General features: G+C 47.5%; 21 protein-coding genes. All 21 read left to right on the forward strand.

Annotated elements, in window-relative coordinates:
- Positions 1–2 precede the first annotated feature (2 nt).
- The 21 genes from ACRJJO_RS09400 (at position 3) to fliD (ending at position 20,477) form a co-directional block, all read left to right on the forward strand.
- Positions 3–599, forward strand: coding sequence for a Uma2 family endonuclease (locus ACRJJO_RS09400; RefSeq protein ID WP_431065526.1), 597 nt, complete (start codon positions 3–5; stop codon positions 597–599).
- Between the two features lie 112 nt (positions 600–711).
- On the forward strand, positions 712–942 hold the full coding sequence (vapB, locus tag ACRJJO_RS09405) for a type II toxin-antitoxin system VapB family antitoxin (RefSeq protein WP_431065527.1): 231 nt from the start codon (positions 712–714) through the stop codon (positions 940–942).
- 13 nt (positions 943–955) lie between these two features.
- Entirely contained in the window at positions 956–1,351 is a 396-nt protein-coding gene (gene vapC, locus ACRJJO_RS09410) for a type II toxin-antitoxin system tRNA(fMet)-specific endonuclease VapC (RefSeq protein ID WP_431065528.1), read from the forward strand.
- On the forward strand, positions 1,351–2,757 hold the full coding sequence (locus ACRJJO_RS09415; protein ID WP_431065529.1) for an MBL fold metallo-hydrolase RNA specificity domain-containing protein: 1,407 nt from the start codon (positions 1,351–1,353) through the stop codon (positions 2,755–2,757). The genes vapC and ACRJJO_RS09415 overlap by 1 nt, the downstream gene beginning before the upstream one ends.
- A gap of 78 nt (positions 2,758–2,835) precedes the next feature.
- Positions 2,836–3,792 carry an AAA family ATPase gene (locus tag ACRJJO_RS09420; protein WP_431065530.1) on the forward strand — a complete coding sequence of 319 codons (957 nt, stop codon included), beginning with the start codon at positions 2,836–2,838 and terminating at the stop codon, positions 3,790–3,792.
- The gene (locus tag ACRJJO_RS09425) at positions 3,749–4,411 is read left to right on the forward strand and encodes a PD-(D/E)XK nuclease domain-containing protein (RefSeq protein ID WP_431065531.1); all 663 of its coding nucleotides are present in this window, start codon (positions 3,749–3,751) and stop codon (positions 4,409–4,411) included. The genes ACRJJO_RS09420 and ACRJJO_RS09425 overlap by 44 nt, the downstream gene beginning before the upstream one ends.
- Before the next feature lie 285 nt (positions 4,412–4,696).
- Positions 4,697–5,686: a UDP-N-acetylglucosamine 4,6-dehydratase (inverting) gene (pseB, locus tag ACRJJO_RS09430; protein WP_431065532.1), complete on the forward strand. Its 990-nt coding sequence runs from the start codon at positions 4,697–4,699 to the stop codon at positions 5,684–5,686.
- Between the two features lie 11 nt (positions 5,687–5,697).
- A complete protein-coding gene (gene pseC, locus ACRJJO_RS09435) occupies positions 5,698–6,855 on the forward strand; it encodes a UDP-4-amino-4,6-dideoxy-N-acetyl-beta-L-altrosamine transaminase (protein WP_431065533.1) in 1,158 nt (385 codons plus the stop codon).
- Between the two features lie 245 nt (positions 6,856–7,100).
- Positions 7,101–7,793: a pseudaminic acid cytidylyltransferase gene (gene pseF, locus ACRJJO_RS09440; RefSeq protein ID WP_431065534.1), complete on the forward strand. Its 693-nt coding sequence runs from the start codon at positions 7,101–7,103 to the stop codon at positions 7,791–7,793.
- A 48-nt stretch (positions 7,794–7,841) separates the two neighbouring features.
- A complete protein-coding gene (locus tag ACRJJO_RS09445; protein ID WP_431065535.1) occupies positions 7,842–8,765 on the forward strand; it encodes a class I SAM-dependent methyltransferase in 924 nt (307 codons plus the stop codon).
- A gap of 58 nt (positions 8,766–8,823) precedes the next feature.
- A complete protein-coding gene (locus ACRJJO_RS09450; RefSeq protein WP_431065536.1) occupies positions 8,824–9,483 on the forward strand; it encodes a TylF/MycF/NovP-related O-methyltransferase in 660 nt (219 codons plus the stop codon).
- 25 nt (positions 9,484–9,508) lie between these two features.
- Positions 9,509–10,912 (forward strand): glucuronate isomerase, encoded by a 1,404-nt coding sequence (uxaC, locus tag ACRJJO_RS09455; protein ID WP_431065537.1) that lies wholly within the window; start codon positions 9,509–9,511, stop codon positions 10,910–10,912.
- A gap of 5 nt (positions 10,913–10,917) precedes the next feature.
- Positions 10,918–11,757, forward strand: coding sequence for an SDR family NAD(P)-dependent oxidoreductase (locus tag ACRJJO_RS09460; protein WP_431065586.1), 840 nt, complete (start codon positions 10,918–10,920; stop codon positions 11,755–11,757).
- Positions 11,747–12,559, forward strand: a complete 813-nt coding sequence (locus tag ACRJJO_RS09465) for a class I SAM-dependent methyltransferase (RefSeq protein ID WP_431065538.1) — start codon at positions 11,747–11,749, stop codon at positions 12,557–12,559. Before ACRJJO_RS09460 ends, ACRJJO_RS09465 begins: the two co-directional genes overlap by 11 nt.
- A gap of 16 nt (positions 12,560–12,575) precedes the next feature.
- Entirely contained in the window at positions 12,576–13,790 is a 1,215-nt protein-coding gene (locus ACRJJO_RS09470) for an ATP-grasp domain-containing protein (RefSeq protein WP_431065539.1), read from the forward strand.
- The gene (locus ACRJJO_RS09475) at positions 13,790–14,641 is read left to right on the forward strand and encodes an N-acetylneuraminate synthase family protein (protein ID WP_431065540.1); all 852 of its coding nucleotides are present in this window, start codon (positions 13,790–13,792) and stop codon (positions 14,639–14,641) included. Before ACRJJO_RS09470 ends, ACRJJO_RS09475 begins: the two co-directional genes overlap by 1 nt.
- A gap of 13 nt (positions 14,642–14,654) precedes the next feature.
- Complete coding sequence (locus tag ACRJJO_RS09480; RefSeq protein ID WP_431065541.1) at positions 14,655–15,641, forward strand: hypothetical protein; 987 nt, start codon at positions 14,655–14,657, stop codon at positions 15,639–15,641.
- Positions 15,641–17,599 carry a hypothetical protein gene (locus tag ACRJJO_RS09485; RefSeq protein ID WP_431065542.1) on the forward strand — a complete coding sequence of 653 codons (1,959 nt, stop codon included), beginning with the start codon at positions 15,641–15,643 and terminating at the stop codon, positions 17,597–17,599. Before ACRJJO_RS09480 ends, ACRJJO_RS09485 begins: the two co-directional genes overlap by 1 nt.
- 114 nt (positions 17,600–17,713) lie before the next feature.
- Entirely contained in the window at positions 17,714–18,595 is an 882-nt protein-coding gene (locus ACRJJO_RS09490) for a flagellin (protein ID WP_341327690.1), read from the forward strand.
- 66 nt (positions 18,596–18,661) lie between these two features.
- Positions 18,662–19,099 (forward strand): flagellar protein FlaG, encoded by a 438-nt coding sequence (locus tag ACRJJO_RS09495; RefSeq protein ID WP_431065543.1) that lies wholly within the window; start codon positions 18,662–18,664, stop codon positions 19,097–19,099.
- Positions 19,100–19,124: 25 nt separating this feature from the next.
- Positions 19,125–20,477, forward strand: coding sequence for a flagellar filament capping protein FliD (fliD, locus tag ACRJJO_RS09500; protein WP_431065544.1), 1,353 nt, complete (start codon positions 19,125–19,127; stop codon positions 20,475–20,477).
- The last annotated feature ends 27 nt before the right edge of the window (positions 20,478–20,504 follow it).

Below are 20,504 nucleotides of genomic sequence, written 5' to 3' on the forward strand. Positions count from 1 at the left end.
TCATGCGCGTCAGCTATGCCGAACACCGCTTGAGCGAAGCAGACTATCTGGAAGGCGAACGAGACGGTCGGATTCGGCATGAATTGATCGATGGGCATGCCTATGCGATGACCGGCGCGAGCGACAAGCACAATAAGATTAGCGGCAATATTTTTGCCGAGCTTAGAAATGTGTTAAAGCAAAGAACGTCGCCATGCACAGGCTATATCAACGACATGAAAGTCAAAGTACAAAACGACTTTTATTATCCCGATGTGATGGTGGTCTGCGACCGGCAGGATCTCGAAAGCGACTATTACAAAACCCAGCCGGTTATTATTGTTGAAGTGCTTTCGCCGGGGACGCGGCGCATCGATAAAACCTTGAAGCGCCAAGCTTATTTGTCTTTGGAATCGCTTCAGGAATATGCGCTGGTCGAGCAAGATAAGGCTGAGATCGAAGTGTTCACGCGGCAAAGCGGCTGGCAGGCGGCTTATTACTATCTCGGCGATACGATTTATTTCGAATCGATCGATGCGAGTATTTCGGTCGAGGATATCTATTATCAGGTCGATAACGAGGATGTCTTGGCATTCATTCAGCAAAAACAGCAATCTTGAATCCATTAAGCCGCTTATTTTTAATGCCGAAAGCACTTATCGATTGACAGGTAGGCATTCTTTGCTAGCATGGATATACAGTTTGTATATCTCGGTAAAGAGGGAGGTTAGTATGGTTCAAACGACGGTGTTCAAGAATAACCGAAGCCAAGCGGTTCGGTTGCCCAAGGAAGTCGCATTGCCGGACGACATAAAATCGGTCGACGTGATTGCGGTCGGTAATAAACGCATCATTTCTCCGGCTGGCACGGCATGGGACGATTGGTTCGAAGGGTCGGGCGTCTCCGATGATTTCATGGGCGAAAGAGGTCAGTCCGAAGTGCAACTAAGAGAGGCATTCTGAGTTGCTGAAATACATGCTTGATACCGATACCTGCATCTTCACGATCAAAAGAAGACCCGTTCATCTCAAGCGCTTATTCAATGCGCACATCGGCCAACTCTGCATTTCATCGGTAACGTGGGGTGAACTTGTCTACGGCGCTGAAAATTCAGAACAAGTTCAGCGTAATTTATTGGACATCGAGGGTTTTGCCGCGCGTCTTGAAGTTCCTCCTTTCGACGCGCATGCCGCAAGGCAATCCGGTCAGATCAGGGCCGAGTTGTCACGCGCAGGCATGACGATTGGCGCTTACGACATGATGATTGCGGGGCATGCGAGAAGTCTAGGCTTGATTGTCGTTTCCAACAATGTCAGAGAATTTAGCCGCGTGAGCGGAATTCGTTTGGAAAACTGGCTCGAAAATATCTAATGTATCCTACAATCGAACATCACGGCGCGGTCAACGGCGTCACCGGCTCCTGTCATGAGTTGAAAATCGATGCAGACGATTCGGTGTTGATCGATTGCGGTTTATTTCAAGGCGCGGAAGTCTCGAACGACGGCGCGGCCTTCGATAACCTGCAGATCGAATTTCCGGTTCAGCCGGTTCGTGCGTTGATCGTCACGCATTGTCATATCGACCATGTCGGCCGCATACCTTATTTGTTGGCCGCCGGTTTCGACGGGCCGATTTATTGTTCCGAGCCGTCGGCAGAATTGTTGCCGCTGGTGCTCGAAGATGCAGTGCAGGTCGGATTCACGCGCGACAAGGCGTTGGTCGAGCGTTTTATCGGCTTGATCCGGTCGAAGATAGTCTCCGTGCCTTATGGACAGTGGCAATCGGTGCCGTTGAGCGGGAAAACCGGCAGCAAATTAAAAATCAAATTCAAACCGGCCGGCCACATACTCGGTTCCGCCTATATCGAATGCGATGTCGGTAACGGCCTACAACATACACGCATCGTATTTTCCGGCGATTTGGGCGGACCTTATACACCGCTGCTGCCGGCACCGAAATCGCCTTATCGGGCCGACGTGCTGGTGCTCGAAAGCACCTACGGCGACCGTTTGCACGAAAACCGGCGGCAACGTAAAGACATGCTGAAGCAATTGATCAGCCATTGCTTGCAAAATCGCGGCGCGATTCTAATTCCTGCATTTAGTATTGGACGGACGCAAGAGCTGCTTTATGAACTCGAAGAGCTGATTCATCGTTATCGGGAAGAAACCGTTGCGAAAGGCTTGGCATGGGATGATCTCGAAATCATCGTCGACTCGCCGCTCGCGAATCGTTTTACCCAAGTTTACCGCAAACTAAAACCCTATTGGGACGCCGAAGCCAAGCGGAAACTGGGCGCCGGGCGGCATCCGTTGGCGTTCGAGCAAATCACGACGATAGACTCGCATCAAGATCATCTGAACACGGTCGATTATTTAAAGAAAACCGCGCGGCCTTGCATCGTGATAGCCGCGAGCGGCATGTGCGCGGGCGGTCGCATCGTCAATTATTTAAAAACGCTAATCGAAGACGAGCGCACCGACATTCTGCTGGCCGGCTATCAAGCCGAAGGCACGCCGGGCCGGGCCATTCAGACTTACGGACCGAAAAAAGGTTATGTCGAATTGGACGGGCGGCGCTATACGATCAATGCCGGCGTGTATCAATTGAACGGCTATTCCGCCCACGCCGACAGAGATTCGCTGCTTCGTTTCGTCAAAGGCATGCGAGTCAAACCATCAGAAATTCGGTTAATTCACGGCGACGTAAAGGCCAAGTCGGCATTGCGACAAGTGCTGCTGAAAGTTGTGCCCGATGCGAACGTGCTGATTCCCTAAATCAACAAATCGCAAATTTCAGAAATCCAAGAGTAATCAAGTTCAACGGAACCTGGCGCAACTCGACTGGCGAAAATTATGAATACATTAAAAAAACTGCCATTAGTCATACAAACCTTTGCCGAAATACGGGAAAATCCGTATTGCTATGTTGATAAAACGCCCTTGATAGCGCAACTGATTGACGCAGGCAAAGCCTATTTCTTATCGCGCCCAAGGCGCTTTGGCAAAAGCCTGTTGGTCGATACCTTAAAAGAACTGTTCGAAGGTAACCAAGCCTTATTTAAAGGCTTGTTTATTGAAGACAAATGGGATTGGGGGCAAAGCTATCCCGTCATCAAGTTTGATTTTGCTGAGGGCGTATTACAAAGCCGTGCGCAGCTAGATGAACAACTTTATGAAATGCTACATACACAACAACGTCGTTTAAATCTTAAGCTCACTGCCCGTAGCATTAACGGGCAGTTCGCCGAATTAATTCGTTATACTTACGAAACAACCGGCCAAAAAGCCGTTATCCTGGCCGATGAATACGACAAGCCGATTTTGGACAACATTGGTCGCCCCGAACGCGCCGCTGAAATTCGCGAAGGCTTGAAAAACCTCTACTCCGTACTCAAAAGCCAAGACGCGCACATCCAATTTGTCTTTATGACCGGCGTGACCAAATTTTCTAAAGTCAGCTTATTTAGCGGTTTGAACCAACTGCAAGACATTACCCTTCATGAAAACTACGCTACGATTTGCGGTTATACCCTATACCCAACAGGATTTAGATACCACATTTGCCGGGCATTTAGCCGATGTCGATTGGGTGCAACTAAAAGACTGGTACAGCGGCTACCAATTTTTAGGCGAGCCGGTTTACAATCCTTACGATATTTTATTATTCATCAGCGGCAACCAACGCTACCGCAACTACTGGTTCGAAACCGGCAACCCCAGCTTTTTAATCAAACTGTTCCAACAAAAAGCCTATTTTCTGCCCGACTTGGAACAGCTCGAAGTTTCGGAAGAAATCCTGGATTCTTTTGACGTCGAGCGCATTAATCCCGTTACCTTATTATTCCAATCCGGTTATCTCACCATCAAAAAAGCCTATACCGACATCATGGGCGAAATGGCCTTTGTCCTGGCCGTGCCCAACCATGAAGTGAAAATGGCGCTGAACAACCAACTGATTGAAGGCTACTGCCAAATCGACACCGAGAAAAAAGCATACCGCACGGAACTTTACAAACTTTTACGCCACGGCGCGATAGCTGAACTACAGCCTATGTTACAACGACTATTTGCCGCCATTCCCTGGCGCAACTTCACCCACAACGACCTGCCCAACTCCGAAGGTTACTACGCTAGCGTCCTCTACGCCTTCTTCGCTAGCCTCAACGCCACGATTATTCCTGAAGATACCACGAATCGGGGGCAGGTTGATATGACAGTCATGTTGGGCGACTGTATTTATGTCATGGAAATCAAACTCGACAAAAGCACTGACTATCAACCGCAAAACCCTAATTCTGCGTTGCAGCAAATTCGGGACAAAGAATATGCGCAAAAATATCAAGATAAAGCAAAACAGATTTATGAGGTTGGGATGATTTTTAATCAAAATCAACGGAATTTGACACAGTTGGACTGGCGATACGCGTAAAGAACGGAAATAATCAAAGCATCAATGCGATATCCCGATAGAGACATAACGCATTTATCGGGCTACACTTAAATTTTATGATTCGTTATTAAGCGAGTCAAACAATAAGATATATTGATGATGGGCATTAAACACTTGTATACCTAAAGCCCTAATGTGCCGGGCCTGATAGATACGCTAGTTATAATTCCCTGCCGTAATAACGTTTCAACAATTTGCGAGCAATTGGCTGAACGATCTTACAAATCAGGGCATGCTTTCAAAGCAAAAATAAAGAACAGAATCATGCTACAAGGAAAAAATATATTGATAACCGGTGGTACCGGGTCGTTTGGAAAGCAATGCGCGAAAGTTTTGTTGGAGCGTTACGACCCAAATAAACTGGTTATTTTTTCCAGGGATGAGCTCAAGCAATATGAAATGCGGCAGGTTTTTAATCAAAAATGCATGCGGTATTTTATTGGCGATATCAGGGATCAAAGTCGTTTGAAGAGAGCGCTGGAAGATATCGATATTGTGATTCATGCCGCAGCGCTCAAGCAGGTGCCGGCGGCGGAATATAATCCTTTTGAATGCATCAAGACCAATGTGTTGGGCGCGCAAAACTTGATCGAAGCCTGTTTAGATACCGGTGTGCAACGGGTGGTGGCGCTCTCAACCGATAAAGCCGCTGCGCCGATTAATCTCTATGGCGCTACTAAGCTATGTTCCGATAAACTGTTTGTGGCCGCCAATAATATTAAAGGTTCCAGGGATATACGCTTTAGTGTTGTGCGCTATGGTAATGTCATGGGTAGCCGAGGCTCGGTGGTCCCGTTTTTTTTGCAACAACGTAAAACCGGTATTTTGCCGATTACCGACCCGGAAATGACGCGTTTTAATATCAGTCTTCAAGAGGGCGTGGATATGGTGCTTTGGGCGATTGAGAACGCCTGGGGCGGTGAAGTACTGGTGCCGAAGATTCCCTCCTATCGTATTACCGATTTGGCGATGGCTATTGGTCCGGAATGCGAGCACAGGATAGTCGGAATTCGTGCCGGCGAAAAAATCCATGAGGAAATGATCACCGTCAGCGATAGCTTCAATACGGTGGATTTAGAGTCTTATTATGCGATTTTGCCGGCAGGAGCTGCGTACAACATGAAAAATTATTGCGCCCGCACCGGCTCGCAAAAAGTTCCTCCCGGATTTCGATATGATAGCGGTAGCAATGATCGTTTTTTATCGATTGATGAATTACGTTTGTTGGTCGATAGCTATAGGAATCATGAATAAGATTATTTGCAATGATACCCTATAGCCGTCAAAGTATCTCAGAGGACGACATTCAAGCAGTGGTCGAGGTGCTAAAGTCCGATTTTTTGACGCAAGGACCTGTTGTTCCTCGGTTTGAGCAAGCCGTAGCCGATTATTGTCGGGCTATTCATGCCGTGGCAGTCAACAGCGCTACGTCAGCCTTGCACCTCGCCTGTCTGGCGCTGGGTGTCAAGCCGGGCGATATGGTTTGGACGAGCCCGATCACTTTTGTAGCCAGTGCCAATTGCGCGCTGTATTGTGGCGCCAGTGTCGATTTTGTCGACATCGACCCCGATACCTATAATCTAAGCGTCGAATGCTTGACGAAAAAATTAGCCGAGGCCGAGTGCCAAGGTCGCTTGCCCAAGGTTGTGATTCCAGTGCATTTCGGCGGGTTGTCTTGCGATATGGTAGCGATCCGCGAATTAAGTCGGCGCTACGGTTTCAAAATTATCGAAGATGCCTCGCACGCGATTGGTGGACAATATTGTGATGAGCCGATCGGATGTTGCCGTTATTCCGAAATCACCGTATTCAGTTTTCATCCTGTGAAAATTATTACAACCGGTGAAGGCGGCATTGCCGTCACGAACGATATCGAACTCGCCCGAAGAATGGCTTTGTTGCGTAGTCACGGTATTACCCGCGATGCAAATCAAATGACGCACGAACCGGATGGTCCCTGGTATTATCAGCAAATCGAGTTGGGTTTCAATTACCGGATGACCGACTTGCAAGCGGCGTTGGGGTTAAGCCAGCTTAATCGGTTGGATGCGTTTGTCGAGCGTCGGCATCGGTTAGCCGACCTTTATCGGCAAAGGTTGATAGATTTGCCGGTAAACTGGCAATTGCAACCGGATGACTGTCGTTCTTCTCTGCATTTATTCGTTATTAGGTTGCAAAATTCGGGAGTAGGCAAACCCCATTTGGAAGTATTTCGTCTGTTGCGTAGTGCAGACATAGGCGTCAATCTGCACTACATACCTGTTCATTTACAACCTTTTTATCAAAACAAAGGTTTTAAGCCAGGCGACTATCCGGAAGCCGAAAAGTATTACTCCGAAGCAATCTCATTACCTCTTTATCCCGATTTGACTGAATCGCAACTTTGCGAGGTAGCTAAGGTTTTGGGGGCAAGTTTAAATTGAGTTCGGCTGCACGAATGACTGCAAGCAAATTAAGCGGCCAGTTATTTCGAGCCTCTATCCTTATGAAATAAAGGCGTTCAAACAGATTATTCAAAATCTGGATGGTGTTGTGTATTTATATGGCAATTGTCTTGAAGACGATAAGAAGGGTAGAGGTATCGATGTATTACTATGAAAGTGCGTGAACAGTTGCTTGATTGACAAGTGTCGTCGGCAGGGTCGAAAGTAGCTTAAATGGAGGTCGAGTGAAAGTAGCTGTAATACCCGCACGGGGCGGAAGTAAACGTATCCCGCGTAAAAACATCAAGGATTTTTGTGGCAAGCCGATAATTGCTTGGTCGATTGAGGCTGCAAAGACATCCAAGTTGTTTGAGCACATTATTGTATCAACTGACGATGTTGAAATTGCCGAGGTAGCGCAGAACTGGGGTGCTGAAGTCCCATTCATGCGGCCTGCGGAATTGTCCAACGATTTTGTCGGTACCGGTGCGGTTACCAAACACGCAATTGAATGGGTTGTCGAACACTATGGGGAAATAGACTATGTATGTACCATCTATGCGACGGCTCCATTTATTAAACCGAACGATTTAGTTGCCGGCTTTGAGCGGATGGTGAAATTCAATAAATCGATCGCGTTTGCCGTGACCAGTTTTCCTTTTCCGATACAGCGAGCCATCCGCATTGACGAGTCCGGAAACGTATCAATGTTTCAGCCTGAACATTTGATGACGAGGTCTCAAGATTTAGAGCCGGCGTATCATGATGCCGGACAATTCTATTGGGCCAATTTTGATGCAGCTCTGCATGAAATACCGGCGTTTTCCGATGCTTCTGTAGCATTAATTTTACCTCGATACCAAGTGCAGGACATCGACACTCCCGAAGATTGGGAGCGGGCCGAATTGATGTTTTCCGCATGGCGGCAATCCTTATAATGCCTCGTAGCAAGACTGTGCCAAGAACCTAGAACTACTGACTAAGTTATGCAAGAACCCTCACAAATTAAAAAATGGCAAGAACATGAAGGTGTTGTTGTTGCTTCGGCTAACGGTTTTGATGTTATCGACTGTGGTTCATGCGGTTTTAAACACATTGTCGCTCTGCCCAGTATCGAGGAATTAGAGCAAATTTACCGTCATGATTACTATAGTCGCGAAAAGCCGTTGTATATTGAACGCTATCGCGAGGATATCGATTGGTGGAATACCGTTTACGTGCAGCGTTATGAGAGACTCGAACGCTATCTGTCGGAAGGTCGTCGCCGGTTGCTTGATATCGGCTCGGGCCCCGGCTTTTTTTTGCTCAAGGGCAAGCAAAGAGGCTGGCAGGTTAAAGGTATCGAACCTTCGTCACAAGCCGTGGAGTTCAGTCGTGGCTTGCAGCTGGATATCGAGTGCGGTTTGTTTTCCACGCAAACGGCGCCCGAACTAGGATGTTTTGATGCTATTAATATGAGTCTGGTGCTGGAGCATATTCTCGATCCTGCCGCATTTTTGGCATTGATACACGCTAGTTTGAACGATAACGGTTTAATCTGCATTGTGGTGCCGAATGATTTCAACCCATTTCAGTGCGTGTTGCGTGATCATCTAGGGTTTGATCCTTGGTGGGTTGCTCCACCCCATCATATTAACTATTTTGACTTCATTTCTCTTGCTGGTTTGGTAGAACGTTGCGGTTTTCAGGTTTTGCACAAAGAATCAACCTTTCCTATCGATATGTTTTTATTGATGGGAGATCAATATGTAGGCAGCGATGAAATTGGACGGGCCTGTCATAAAAAGCGAATGAACTTCGAGTTGGCATTGACCCGTGGTGGCCGCAGCGATGTACTGGAATATCTGCAGGCGGATTTCGCTCGTCAGGGAATTGGGCGGGAAGTAGTGCTGTACGCAAAGAAAATTTAATTCGGTTTGGAGTTCATGGTACGAAGAATGATGAAAATAAGGCATACCGGAGGGTGCGATGCGTAAATCGTTGCGGGATCAAGAGCTATACCAACCATTGTTTTCGCCATGGCTCGATCAATCAAGCAAGTTCGCTAATTTAATGGCAGATATAAAACCATATACCGTGGTTTCGTCTGACCGGGTCTGGGTGCTATATAGCTTAGCTCGACAGGCTTGCAATTTGTCGGGCGATTTTTGGGAATGCGGGGTATTTAAAGGAGGAACCGCGATGATGTTCGCCCAAGTGCTTTCGACTTTCAGGGATCGTCGATTATGCTTGTTTGATACCTTTACCGGTATGCCCAATACCGATCCAGGGCATGATTATCATCGCAAAGGCGATTTTGCCGATACCAGTCTAAGCGAGGTAAAAGCACGAGTGGGTGACGCGCCCAATATCGTATATTATGCCGGTTTTATCCCTGAGTCGTTTCAAGGATTGGAGCAGACGCGAATTGCTTTCGCCCATGTCGATGTCGATATTTACCGATCGGTGAATGATTGCTGCGAGTTTATCTATCCTCGATTGGTTAGCGGCGGTTTTATGGTGTTCGATGATTACGGTTTTCCTAGTTGTCCTGGCGCACGCTCTGCGGTCGACCAATTTTTCGTAGATAAACCGGAATTTCCTTTGGTGCTGCCTACCGGGCAGGCCTTGATTGTAAAACTCCCATGACGGATTCATTGCATACAAAACATCTATGGCTACTATTTTTGACGACGATTTTTTGTTACAGGGCGAGACGGCTCAGGCATTATATACAGCGACTCGAACCTTACCTATCATCGACTACCATAGCCATCTGCCCGTCGAGACGATAGCGATCAATCAACCGTTCGCTAACCTTTGTGATATATGGATACGCGGAGATCATTACAAATGGCGGGCAATGCGACTCAACGGTGTGCCTGAGCGTTACTGCAGTGGTCAAGCCAGCGATTGGGAGAAGTTTTGGGCTTGGGCCGCAACTTATCCATTGACGCTACGTAATCCGCTTTATCACTGGTCGGCCTTAGAGCTTAAGCAATATTTCGGCATCGAAACGCTATTGATGCAGGACACTGCCGTTTCGATATGGGAACATGCCAACGCTTTATTGGCGGGCAGCGATTTTAGGCCAAGGGCGTTGTTGCAAAAGATGAATGTGGAAGTGTTATGCACTACCGATGATCCGGCCGATACACTGGAGCATCATGCTCGTTTGCGGGCAGAGGGTTTCGAAGTAGCGGTGTTGCCGACTTTTAGGCCTGATGCGGCGCTGGCGATAGCCGACCGATCCCAGTTTGGTGCTTGGTTGAATAAGCTATCTTCGATTACCGGAATCGATATCGGTAATTTTGATGCTTTGATCGATGCATTACGTATGCGTCATGATGCGTTTGCCGATGCCGGTTGTTGCATGTCGGATCATGGTCTTGAGCGATGCTATGTCGAGTTGTGCAGTGTTGCCGATATGCGGCGTATCTTCAACAGCTTCTTGTGTAATGCCACTATCGATCACTTGGATATCGAACGCTGGCGTTCTTTTTTGATGAAGGAGTTCGCTCGTTGGAATCATGAAAAAGGTTGGACCATGCTTTTACATTTGGGGGCCACTAGAAACAATAATCGGCATGTTTTTGAAAGTGTTGGCCCCGATGCAGGTTGCGACTCGATCGGTGATTTCGACCAAGCCTATCGCTTAAATAAGTTTTTGAGTGACCTTGATGCTGAAAAACGCCTGCCTAAGACAGTGCTCTTCAATTCCAATCCACGCGATAATATGCTGTTTGCTTCCGTCACCGGTAATTTTTTCGAAGACGGCGTTGCCGGAAAAGTGCAATTCGGCCCGGCGTGGTGGTTTCTGGATACCGCCCAGGGGATTTGCGATCAATTGAATGCCTTGTCGCAAGTCGGTCTGTTTGCTCGATTCATCGGTATGGTTACCGATTCCCGCAGTTTTTTGTCATTTAGCCGTCACGATTATTTTCGCCGAGTAGTCTGTAATATGTTGGGTGAAGACGTCAGGTACCGCCTGATACCGGATGATATCGAACAATTACAAACTCTATTGCAGGGCGTTTTTTATAAAAATGCCCGCAAATATTTTGGAGTTAAGCCGTGAGCGAGATGTTGAAAGATCATAAGCTGGTGATCATTGGCGGTAACAGCGCGATTGGCGAATGTTTTTTGGATGCCGCTATGGCTCAAGGTGCGGCATGCGCAGTAATCGGGCGAAGCGATCCGAGCAAAGACCTGCCTTTTTTTGTCGCCGATATTACTTCTTTGGATGAGCTGAGCGTTGCTGCCGATAAGGCGATTGGCTCGCTCGACGGCATCGATACTTTAGTTAATTTCGCCGGTACCCATCATGCACCGATGGATTTTTGCAAGGACGATCCGCAAAAACTGTTGAGTGAATACCACCGGGTTATGGATGTGAATCTGACCGGGGCCTTTCTGGCGACTATGATTTTCAGCAAGCATATGGTTAGTCGCCGTCATGGGCACATTTTGCATCTATGTTCAAATGCTTCACGGTTGTCGCTTTACGGTTCCTATGCTTACAACATTTCCAAACATGGGTTGGAAGGGCTAATAAAAACGGCTGCTGCTCAGTTAGCTCCATTCGGGGTTCGTGTTAATGGCGTTGCTCCGGGAACCGTCGAAACAGCATTGAATCGTAGCCTACTACGATCGGGAGAGAATGGTGGATACAGCCTTAGGGCGTCGGCGATTCTGGCCCATACTCCAAGCAAGCAGTTCGCGACCTTGGATGGGATTGCGGAAACGCTACTCGCTACTTGTATTCCTCAGCGCCATTTGACCGGAAACGTGATCTTCTGTGACGATGGTTACAACATCGAAGGCCATTCCTGGCCAGCCGGCAATGCAGCGTTGTATAGTGGTGAAGAAGCTTTGCAAACGCTGTTTACTCACCTCAATCAAGATTATCCTCATGAACATTGATTCCGAATATTGCATGATCTGTGGCAGTGCCGAATTCGGGCCTGTTTGCGAAAAGTCCGGTTTTCGGTATGTCGGGTGTGCCCGATGCCGGTCGGTTAGGCAGTATCCTTATCCTTCGGATCAAGAGATTGCCGGCTACTATGCTGATTACCAAACTAAGAAATCTGGCGAGTCGGTATATCTGACCGATGCAGGATATGCCTGTTTCAAGCGTGACAAGACATTCACTTTTGCCGATTTAGGCTTAGGAAATGATGCCTTTGCTGGGAAGACGGTATTGGATGTCGGTTGCGGTACAGGACAGTTTCTGCAAATGATGGAGGATTTTCGTGCTGCTTCGGTGCTAGGTATGGACATTTCTCAAGAATGTATCGATCAGGCTCGGGCGCGGGAATTGAATTGTGTGTGCGGTGATTTTCTTAGCCTCGACGGACGCTACGATGTTATTAGCATGTGGCATTTGATCGAACATCTTCGAGACCCTTGCCAATATATCGCGCATGCTTACCGTTTGCTGAACCCTGGCGGTTGGTTGTTGATCGAAACTCCGGTGGTCGGCGTTATCTCTGAAAGTTTTGGTGCGGATTGGCGGTTTTTCATGCCGGTCGAGCATATCAATTTATTTTCTCAAGACGCCTTGTTTTGTCTGGGTGCTAAGGTAGGCTTAGATCTACGCTCTTGGATAAGATTCGGTAGCGGTAATACTTCCGGTAGCATGCCGGCCCCTAACAAGCGAGCTATGGATGTCATCGCTAAGAAACATGGCTTTGGCGACACCCTAGCAGCGCTCTTCGTAAAATAATCGTATGGAACGCATTGTGACTAAAGAACCTCAAGATAGCTCAATCATTGTGGTTAGTGCCGGGATTATGCAAATTCCGGCTATCAAGATTGCCAAAGAGATGGGGTTGACAGTGATTGCCACCGACCGTAATCCGCATGCCGTTGGTTTCGAATACTGTGATCATGGCATCGTGATCGATTCGAAAGATGTGGATGGTCATGTTCGTTTTGCCCTCGACAATCGGGAAAAATTCAATATCCGGGCGGCATTCGCCGGTTCGGATTGTGCTGTCACCGTTGCCGCAATCACTAATTCTTTGGGATTGCCGGGAATACCTTTAGCAGTCGCACAGCGTTCGAATAACAAGGTGTTGATGAAAGAACGCTGGCTTCGCGATAAGATTCCAACCCCATTCGGTGCCGAAGTCATGACCCTCGACGAGGCTAAGGCGGTGCTTAAGCGCGTTGGGTTTCCAGCCATCGTTAAGGCGGTGGATAATGCAGCTTCGCGCGGCTCTATGCGGATAGATACCGAAAAGCAGTTGTCGCAAGCACTGGAAAACGCCAAGCAGGCGTCCACTACCGGCACCGCAATTATTGAAGAATATGTTGTCGGTGATGAACAGAGCGTCGAAACCATTGTTTGGAAAGGGCGGCATTATCATGTCAGTATTGCCGATCGTATGTTCGGATACCACCCCTATCATATCGAAATGGCGCATATTGACCCGTCGGTTTTGCCATCTGAGCAGCAACAACGCATTTTTGAAGTGGTCGATGCCGCCGCCGATTCGCTGGGTATCGATTTCGGGCCGGCCAAAGCCGATATGATTTGGACCCAAAAGGGGCCGATGATTTTAGAAATGCCCGCGCGGCTCAGTGGGGGATTTCATTCGCAGTACACAACACCGTTAAGTTCCGGAAAAAACCCTATTCGAGCGGTGATGGAAATTGCCTTAGGCCGCGATCTTGATGAGACGTTTATCCGAGGTACTCGCAACTTGACATCGATTTGTGCCGGAATTTTTCCTCCGAAAGGTCGCATTAATGCCATATTGGGTATCGAAGAAGCGAGAAAAATAAAAGGGGTTGAAGAAATCATTATTACCAAGTCGCCCGGAGATTATATCGAGGATTATGTCGATAACGCTCAGCGCTGTTGTTGGGTTATAGTGGTCGGATCTTCGAAGCAGCATGCTTTCGATATTTTCAATGCTGCGAAAAGTCTTATCCGTTTCGAGGTGACGTGATGACGGTACGATTTATCGCGGAGGTTTCCAGTAACCATTCTCAAGACTTGACGCGTTGTTTCGATTTTATTGATACGGCCGCTACGGTGGGTTGCTCAGCTATTAAGTTCCAGTTGTTTCGTGTCGATTGGTTGTTTGCAGAGGGAGCCTTGCCTGAAAGCGAGGTGACGAAACGTAAGAATTGGGAGCTATCGTTAGATTTTTTACCTGAGCTGTCTAAGCGTTGTCGGGCGCTAAATATCGAGTTTTCCTGTACACCGTTTTATCTGGCCGCGGTTGCCGAGCTCGAACCTTATGTAGCGTTCTACAAAGTCGCATCGTATGAATTGCTGTGGGACGATTTATTGATTGCATGCGCTCTTACCGGCAAACCGGTAGTGCTGTCAACAGGCATGGCTACTGTGGAGGAGATTCAACATGCAGTCGATGTGTTGAAAAATAACGGATGCGCTGCGCCGGTTTTGTTACATTGCACTTCCTCTTACCCGACGCCTTACGCCGAGGCCAATCTTGCTGCGATCGAAACTCTAAGACGAGAGACGGGTTGCGAGGTCGGTTGGTCGGATCATACCGTTGAACCGGCAGTCATCAATAGGGCCATTCACAAATGGGGGGCTAAGGTGGTCGAATTTCATCTCGATCTGGACGGCAAGGGTGAGGAATTTGCGGCCGGTCATTGCTGGCTACCCGATCAGATCGCTGCCGTAATAAAGGATGTGAATAAGGGCATCGAAGCGGACGGTGATGGCGTCAAGGAACCTGTTCCGTCGGAATTGCCCGATCGTATGTGGCGGGCAGATCCTAGCGATGGCTTGCGGCCCTTGAAAGAAACTCGAGACCGATTGAAATAACGTCAGCCTACCAATGAATGTTCTCATTGTATGCCATGCAGGAAGTAGGGTCGGGCTTGGGCATTTAACTCGGTCTCTAGCCGTTGCGCGTATCGTGCAGCAGGCGTTTGACGTCAGCATTCGCTTTCTGATTCAAGGCGATCCGATCGCACATCCTGAATTGCAGCAATTTGAACACAGTTTTTTGTCGATTGGCGAGGATTTGACGAAAATGATCGAGAGGCAACTTGATACTTCGGTTCCTCAATTGATTATTTTCGATCTGTTTCCGGAGTGGTTGCCGATCGATTTAGCGAAACTCTTGAAAAATTTGCGAGCCAAGGCTTGCAAAATCATTGCCGTTGACGGTTTACTCAGTCATCAAGATCATTTGGATCTGATTGTCATGCCGTCTTTCCGTTGCCCGCCAGAGGTAGTGGAGAGTCAAGGGGCTCCAGTGATATATGGTTGGGATTGTTTTTTGCTGAATGCCAAGGCTTATCCTAGGCTTTGGTGTCGTGGCAGTCATGTGTTGGTTCTGAGCGGCGGTGCGGATGTTACGGGCTTGGGACAGAGGCTTCCAAGGCTTTTGCTTAATACTTTGCCGGATAATACGCAAGTCAATTGGGTGACCGGTCCCTATGCTAAGCAACCCGACTTTCCCGAATCATCAACGGTAATGTTCAACAATCATCAGGCGCCCTCCAGTCTTGATGAACTGATGCTTGATGCGCACTATGCCGTTACGGTGTATGGCGTCAGTTTTTTTGAACTGCTCTATTACGGTATACCCACAGTGGTGTTTTCGCCCTATGGCAATAAGGATGATGACGAGCTAGGTCTGATCGCGAAGGAGAATGTTGCTTTGGTGGCCCGTGATGAATTGGATGCGCTGGAAAAGCTGCGGAACTTGATGGCGGATGATGAAATGGCCTCCGCGTTATCTATTGCTGCTCAAAATAAAATGGCTGCGGCTAATGGCGGGCGGCTTGTGCAAGCGTTGAACGAGTTATTGGTTTAATGTCGCACGCCTATCTTATTTTTCATTTGAACTTGGCTTTCTCATCGATTCCTACTGAGGCTCGCCCCGAGGTTATTTGCAAGTGTTATTGGCCTTTACTGGAATTAATCCGTAAAACGAAGGTTCCGGTCGGAATTGAGTTAACCGGGTGGACGCTCAATCAGATAGTTGAAATCGATCCTGAGTGGGTTGATTGTTTTCGCGGCATGTTGCGAAGCGGGCAATGCGAGCTAATCGGTAGCGGTTGGTCGCAAATCATCGGGCCCTTGGTACCCTACCAGGTTAATGTCCGAAATCAAGCATTGGGCCTGGATGCATATCGGCAGTTATTGGATATCGAACCGAATATTGCGTTAGTCAACGAAATGGCTTATTCGACTGGCTTGGTCGACGTTTATGCCGTAGCGGGTTATCGAGGCATTATCATGGATAGGGATAATGTAAGGCTCGCATTGGGGTTGGAACACAGCCCGCTATCTACGATGCCGACGCATGCGCAAGGGTGCGGTGAAGTTTCTTTGCCTGTTTTATGGTCCGATTCGATTTTATTTCAGCGTTTACAGCGGGTGGTGCATGGGGATATTCCTTTTACGGAGTATACGTCTTATATCAAGCATCGTATCGAGCAGGGCGAAAGAATGTTGCCCATTTATTGTAACGATGCGGAGATTTTTGATTATCGTCCCGGCCGTTTTGCCGCCGAGTCCAGGTTGCACACGGAAGGGGAGTGGTTAAGGTTCGAAAGAGTTTTGAAACAATTACAAAGCGAGTGCGAACTTAACTGGTTGAGTCCGAGCGAGGCGTTGTCAAGGCAGATTGGTGATGCGGAAAAAAAAACATCCAGGCTCACTTCGATAATCCAACCCGTCCCAGTTAAGAAGCAGGCCAAATATAATATTAATCGTTGGGCGGTGTCGGGAAGAGATGATTTATGGCTAAATACAGTTTGCCATCAATTATGGCAAGCGATGCAGAAAAGCGGCGAGGATTCTTCCGAATGTTGGCGGGAAGTTTGTGAGTTATGGGCTAGCGATCTACGTACTCACATCACCGACTTGCGGTGGCAAGAAACGCTTGATCGGATTGTCCGATTAAAATTGAAATGGTCGCTTGCCGATTCTGTTCCGCGAGAACATCGAAAGCCTCAAAAGATATCGGAATCCGTGCTTATCGAAAATGATGAGGAAGGGATTTTTCTTACAATAAACACGCCGGCATTGAAATTAGTGCTGAATAAGCGGCGTGGTATGACAATCCATACTTTGGCGTTCAAATCGCAGGGCTTCGCTGCACTGATCGGCACATTATCTCAAGGATATTTTCAGACTATTGAATTAGGTGCGGATTTTTATTCCGGCGGGGTTTTGATCGAAATTCCAAGTCAGCATGCCCGGCTGACTGATTTGGAATGGGTAAACCCTCAGGTTCAGCAGTTTGGTAGCGAATTGTCTATTTCTGCGGTAATCGCTTTTGATCAGGGTAAGTTGCGAAAAACTATTTTGGTGGATACCGTTACCGAGAAAGTACGGTTACGTTATGAATTCGACGATTATGAGAGACCATTGGGATCGGTGCGTGTGGGTAAGGTGACTTTGTTGCCTGAAGCATTTACGGGAGATTTGACGATTGAAAGTGTTAATGGGGGGGCTGGAAAGGAGTTGTTTTGTTTGAATCAAAATGTCGATTACGGTAAGGCGGCATCGGTGCTGGTGTCCAGTTCGTCGGCCTTAGCTTGTAGCGATGGCAGAGTCAGTATTTATGACGATATGGGCAATGGGGTCGAGTTGGAATGGCATCCTGCTGTTTCAGCGGCAATCGTAATGTTGCAGCATGTTCACACTTATGGTGCTCATTTGACTCGATTATGGTTTTCATTGTCAGAACTGGACGATACTTCTCGCCGAGGCGGACGTTTATTACCCTTTGAGTTTGACATAAAACCATTAAAAAAAGATTAAAGTAATTTTGTTGATTGACGATAACTCTAGTGAGTTTAGAAACTTCTTTTCAACAATCAAAATAGCATTGTTTCGGATTGAAATTACATCTGAAGCGAGGTGGAGGATAACATCATGGCAATGGTCATCAACACAAACATCGGTTCGCTGAATAGTCAACGGATGCTGAATAGTACCAATAATTCGCTAAAAACCTCTATGGAGCGTTTGTCATCCGGTTTGCGCGTAAACTCCGCAAAAGACGATGCGGCCGGATTAGCGATCGGTAATAAAATGACTTCGCAAATCCGAGGTATGACAGTGGCTATTAGAAACGCCAACGACGGCATTTCAATGGCGCAGACGGCTGAAGCCGCAATGGGCTCTATTACGGAAACCTTGCAAAGGATGCGAGATTTGGCTGTGCAATCGTCAAACACGGGTGCAGTGAATGCTGCCGACCAATCAAAGTTACAAACAGAATTTGAGCAGCTTCAAAAAGAAATAGGCCGAATCATTACCAATACCGAATTTAACGGTAAGAAAATTTTAAATGGCGGATTGTCCGGGCAGGTCTTTCAAGTAGGCGCCAACACGACTTCAGATAACCGGATTTCGCTAACCGTCAATAATCTATCGGCAGCAGCTTCAACCGGGTTGGGATCCATACTATTATCGGCTGTAGTGATTGGCGGCTCGGCCGGGACGAGTGCAGGCGCCACAGCAGTAACCGCAGGTTCTGTCGGAGCGGTCATTGATGGTTTGGATAGAGCGTTAAGCAGAATCGATACGTTTCGTTCTACTTTGGGTGCGATGCAAAACCGCTTTACCACGACGATTAGCAACCTGCAGTCTTCGATTGAAAATCAAAGCGCTGCGCGGTCGCGGATCATGGATGCCGATTTTGCTGCCGAAACCGCTGCTCTAAGTCGAAACCAAATTCTGCAGCAAGCCGGAGTCGCGATGCTGTCGCAAGCAAACCAAGCCCCGCAAACAGTGCTTAGTTTATTGAGATAAAGTGGTAAGATGTCGGATGCCCTTTATTATCGGGCATCCGAAACAAGGGTGAGTTAGAGGTGGGTTATGAATAATGATATTTCAAATGTCACCAGGCTAGGTTTTACATCTTCACCACAAGGCGATAGTAATGCTACCAAATTTCAGACTGTTAAAAATAAGCATACAGAGCAAGTAGTTTCGCCAGATAATGTTCAACGAGTTACTAAGGATTCATTGGGCCGAGAGCGAGAAACTGAGGGCAAACAAACTGATAATTTGATTTCGATGGAGGATGTCAAGCAATTGGCGGAGGAAGGGAATAAAGTATTGGCGGAAGCTCAGCGTAATCTGCAATTTAAAGTGGATGAGACTACCAATCAAGTGGTGGTTAGTGTAGTCGATCAAAAAAGTGGCGAGGTTTTACGGCAAATACCTAGTGATGAGGTTTTGGCGCTAGCGAAGCGATTGAAGGAATTGGATGGCGAGCAAGTGCAGGGCGTGTTTTTGAAGGAGCGGGCGTAGTTTTTATTTAAATTGGGAGTGGGTTATGGCAATCACATCTGCATTAGGTGTAGGTAGTGGGATAGATATCAACGGCTTGGTAAGCCAATTGGTTAGAGCCGAAGGGCAGCCAGCTTTTAATGCTATTAATCGCCAGGAATCGTCTGTTAAATCTCGGCTAAGCGCCTTGGGAACTCTCAACAGTGCTTTGTCGAGCTTTCAAACCGCGGCGAATAAACTCAAGACAGATGGCTTGTTCAGTAAGCATCAAGCATTTTCATCGAATGAAAATATAGCGACAGCAACGGCGGGAACCCTTGCCATTGCCGGTAGCTATAGTCTGAAAGTCAACCAGCTTGCGACTTCGCATAAATTAATTACAGGCGACGGGGCCGGTTATTCGGGGTATAACGCCGAAGTGGGTACCGGCGAATTGACGTTGTCTGTGGGCGGTAACGAATTTTCACTTAACATCGGCGCTACCAATAATACATTGAGCGGTATTCGCGACGCGATTAATAATGCGCAGGATAATACCGGAGTGACCGCGAGTATTATTAGTGTCGACGACGGCTTTAAACTAGTGCTGACTGGCAAAGAAACCGGTAGCGAAAATGCGATAGCAATTTCTTCATTGGCTCCGGGATTGACAGAGCTAGCCGGCAACATGCAGGAGCAGCGAACGGCTAAAGATGCAATCATTGAAGTGGATGGCCAAATTGCCACGCGCAGTAGTAATTCCATTTCCGATGTTATATCTGGCGTAACCCTGGATTTAAAGGTTGAAGATCCGGATACCGTATTCGCTTTGGATGTATCGATTGATAGCACAGCCATTACCGATGCGGCGAATGATTTTGTCAAGGCTTATAACGGTCTAATGACTGTGGTCAAGGATTTGGGAAAATACGATGCCGGATCGAACGTGGCCGGCGCGTTAATCGGCGACTCGACTCTGAGAAGTATTCAAAGCCAGATACGCACTGATGTATCGAGGCCTGTCGAGTCCGCTTCTAACGAATCGAACTCTTTGGCATTAATCGGAATAACCGTTGATCGAAACGGTGTTATGTCGTTGAATAATTCAATATTCAGTGAGAAATTGAATGGCGATCTAAAGTCGATTAGTGATATTTTTTCATCGACCGACGGTATTGCCAATCGCTTAAGCGAACGTTTGACACAATATTTGCAGCCTGGCGGCACCTTGGATTCAAGAACCAAGTCGCTAAATAATCAGCTCAGAGGATTTGAAACACGCAGGGAAAATGTGCAGATTAGGCTGGATAATTTAGAAAATGCCTTAATGAAGCAATTCATTGCGATGGATACCGCAGTTGGGCAATTTCAGTCGACTGGTGCTTTCGTTTCTCAGCAATTGGCGCTGCTCAATAAATAATCAATTAGGATTATAGATAATGAAAGA

Origin of the sequence: Methylotuvimicrobium sp. (assembly GCF_050611805.1) — a bacterium.
Taxonomy (GTDB): domain Bacteria; phylum Pseudomonadota; class Gammaproteobacteria; order Methylococcales; family Methylomonadaceae; genus Methylotuvimicrobium.